At 52.6% G+C, this 2917-nt stretch carries 1 rRNA gene; it reads right to left on the bottom strand.

What is annotated here, in order from left to right:
• Nucleotides 1-13: 13 nt before the first annotated feature.
• A 23S ribosomal RNA gene (locus M0D64_RS44670) occupies nucleotides 14-2894 on the bottom strand.
• Between the last annotated feature and the right edge of the window lie 23 nt (nucleotides 2895-2917).

The following is a 2917-nucleotide window of genomic DNA, read 5'->3' as shown; positions in this document are numbered from 1 at the left end:
ACACACCTGTTATAGGATCAAGCCTTACGGGCAATTAGTATCAGTTAGCTTAACGCATTACTGCGCTTCCACACCTGACCTATCAACGTCCTGGTCTTGAACGACCCTTCAAGGGGCTCGAAGCCCCGGGGATATCTCATCTTAAGGCGAGTTTCCCGCTTAGATGCTTTCAGCGGTTATCTCTTCCGAACATAGCTACCCGGCGATGCCACTGGCGTGACAACCGGTACACCAGAGGTTCGTCCACTCCGGTCCTCTCGTACTAGGAGCAGCCCCCTTCAAATATCCAGCGCCCACGGCAGATAGGGACCAAACTGTCTCACGACGTTTTAAACCCAGCTCACGTACCTCTTTAAATGGCGAACAGCCATACCCTTGGGACCGGCTACAGCCCCAGGATGAGATGAGCCGACATCGAGGTGCCAAACACCGCCGTCGATATGAACTCTTGGGCGGTATCAGCCTGTTATCCCCAGAGTACCTTTTATCCGTTGAGCGATGGCCCTTCCATACAGAACCACCGGATCACTATGACCTGCTTTCGCACCTGCTCGACTTGTCGGTCTCGCAGTTAAGCACGCTTATGCCATTGCACTATCAGCACGATTTCCGACCGTACCTAGCGTACCTTCGTACTCCTCCGTTACACTTTGGGAGGAGACCGCCCCAGTCAAACTGCCTACCATGCACTGTCCCCGATCCGGATCACGGACCAAGGTTAGAACCTCAAACAAACCAGGGTGGTATTTCAAGGACGGCTCCACGCAGACTGGCGTCCACGCTTCATAGCCTCCCACCTATCCTACACAGATCGGTTCAAAGTCCAATGCAAAGCTACAGTAAAGGTTCATGGGGTCTTTCCGTCTAGCCGCGGGGAGATTGCATCATCACAAACACTTCAACTTCGCTGAGTCTCGGGAGGAGACAGTGTGGCCATCGTTACGCCATTCGTGCAGGTCGGAACTTACCCGACAAGGAATTTCGCTACCTTAGGACCGTTATAGTTACGGCCGCCGTTTACCGGGACTTCAATCAAGAGCTTGCACCCCATCATTTAATCTTCCGGCACCGGGCAGGCGTCACACCCTATACGTCCACTTTCGTGTTTGCAGAGTGCTGTGTTTTTATTAAACAGTCGCAGCCACCAGTTTATTGCAACCCCTTCACCCTTCTGGCGCAGGCCAGTCAAGCTACAGGGGCGTACCTTATCCCGAAGTTACGGTACCAATTTGCCGAGTTCCTTCTCCCGAGTTCTCTCAAGCGCCTTAGAATACTCATCTCGCCCACCTGTGTCGGTTTGCGGTACGGTCTTGTTAAACTGAAGCTTAGAGGCTTTTCTTGGAACCACTTCCAGTTGCTTCTTCACCGAAGTGAATGGCCTCGCACCCTTGAATTCCGCGCCCGGATTTGCCTGAGCGCCTTCTCCAATGCAAGGACCGGGACTTCCAACACCCGGACAACCTTCCGCGATCCGTCCCCCCATCGCATTTAACAATGGTGCAGGAATATTAACCTGCTTCCCATCAGCTACGCATTTCTGCCTCGCCTTAGGGGCCGACTCACCCTACGCCGATGAACGTTGCGTAGGAAACCTTGGGCTTACGGCGAGGGGGCCTTTCACCCCCTTTATCGCTACTCATGTCAGCATTCGCACTTCCGATACCTCCAGCGCACTTTTCAATGCACCTTCGCAGGCTTACGGAACGCTCTCCTACCATGCACATAAATGTGCATCCGCAGCTTCGGTATATTGCTTAGCCCCGTTACATCTTCCGCGCAGGACGACTCGATCAGTGAGCTATTACGCTTTCTTTAAAGGATGGCTGCTTCTAAGCCAACCTCCTGACTGTTTTAGCCTTCCCACTTCGTTTCCCACTTAGCAATATTTGGGGACCTTAGCTGGCGGTCTGGGTTGTTTCCCTCTTGACACCGGACGTTAGCACCCGATGTCTGTCTCCCGTGATTGCACTCTTCGGTATTCGGAGTTTGCTATGGCGTAGTAATCCGCAATGGACCCCACAACCATGACAGTGCTCTACCCCCGAAGGTGATACACGAGGCACTACCTAAATAGTTTTCGGAGAGAACCAGCTATTTCCAGGTTTGTTTAGCCTTTCACCCCTATCCACAGCTCATCCCCTAACTTTTCAACGTTAGTGGGTTCGGACCTCCAGTACGTGTTACCGCACCTTCATCCTGGCCATGGATAGATCACCTGGTTTCGGGTCTACACCCAGCGACTGAACGCCCTGTTCGGACTCGCTTTCGCTACGCCTGCCCTAATCGGTTAAGCTTGCCACTGAATGTAAGTCGCTGACCCATTATACAAAAGGTACGCCGTCACCCTCTTTCAAAGGCTCCGACTGTTTGTATGCATGCGGTTTCAGGATCTATTTCACTCCCCTCCCGGGGTTCTTTTCGCCTTTCCCTCACGGTACTGGTTCACTATCGGTCGATCACGAGTATTTAGCCTTGGAGGATGGTCCCCCCATCTTCAGACAGGATTTCACGTGTCCCGCCCTACTTGTCGTACACCTAGTTCTTTCAAACTGTTTTCGCCTACAGGGCTATCACCTGCTATGGCAGCACTTTCCAGAGCTTTCGGCTAACAGTAAGAATAAAGAGTACAGGCTGGTCCCATTTCGCTCGCCACTACTCTGGGAATCTCGGTTGATTTCTTTTCCTGCGGTTACTTAGATGTTTCAGTTCACCGCGTTCGCTTCACGTAACCTATGTATTCAGTTACGGATACCTCAAAAGAGGTGGGTTTCCCCATTCGGACATCGACGGATCAAAGCTCGTTTGCCAGCTCCCCGTCGCTTTTCGCAGGCTACCGCGTCCTTCATCGCCTGTGATCGCCAAGGCATCCACCACATGCACTTGTTCGCTTGACCCTATAACGGGTGTGTCTCATGTG

It is taken from the genome of Paraburkholderia sp. WS6 (assembly GCF_030464835.1).
Taxonomy (GTDB): domain Bacteria; phylum Pseudomonadota; class Gammaproteobacteria; order Burkholderiales; family Burkholderiaceae; genus Paraburkholderia; species Paraburkholderia madseniana.
Note: the sequence above shows the minus strand (reverse complement) of the source record. Positions and strands in the feature narration are given on the sequence as shown.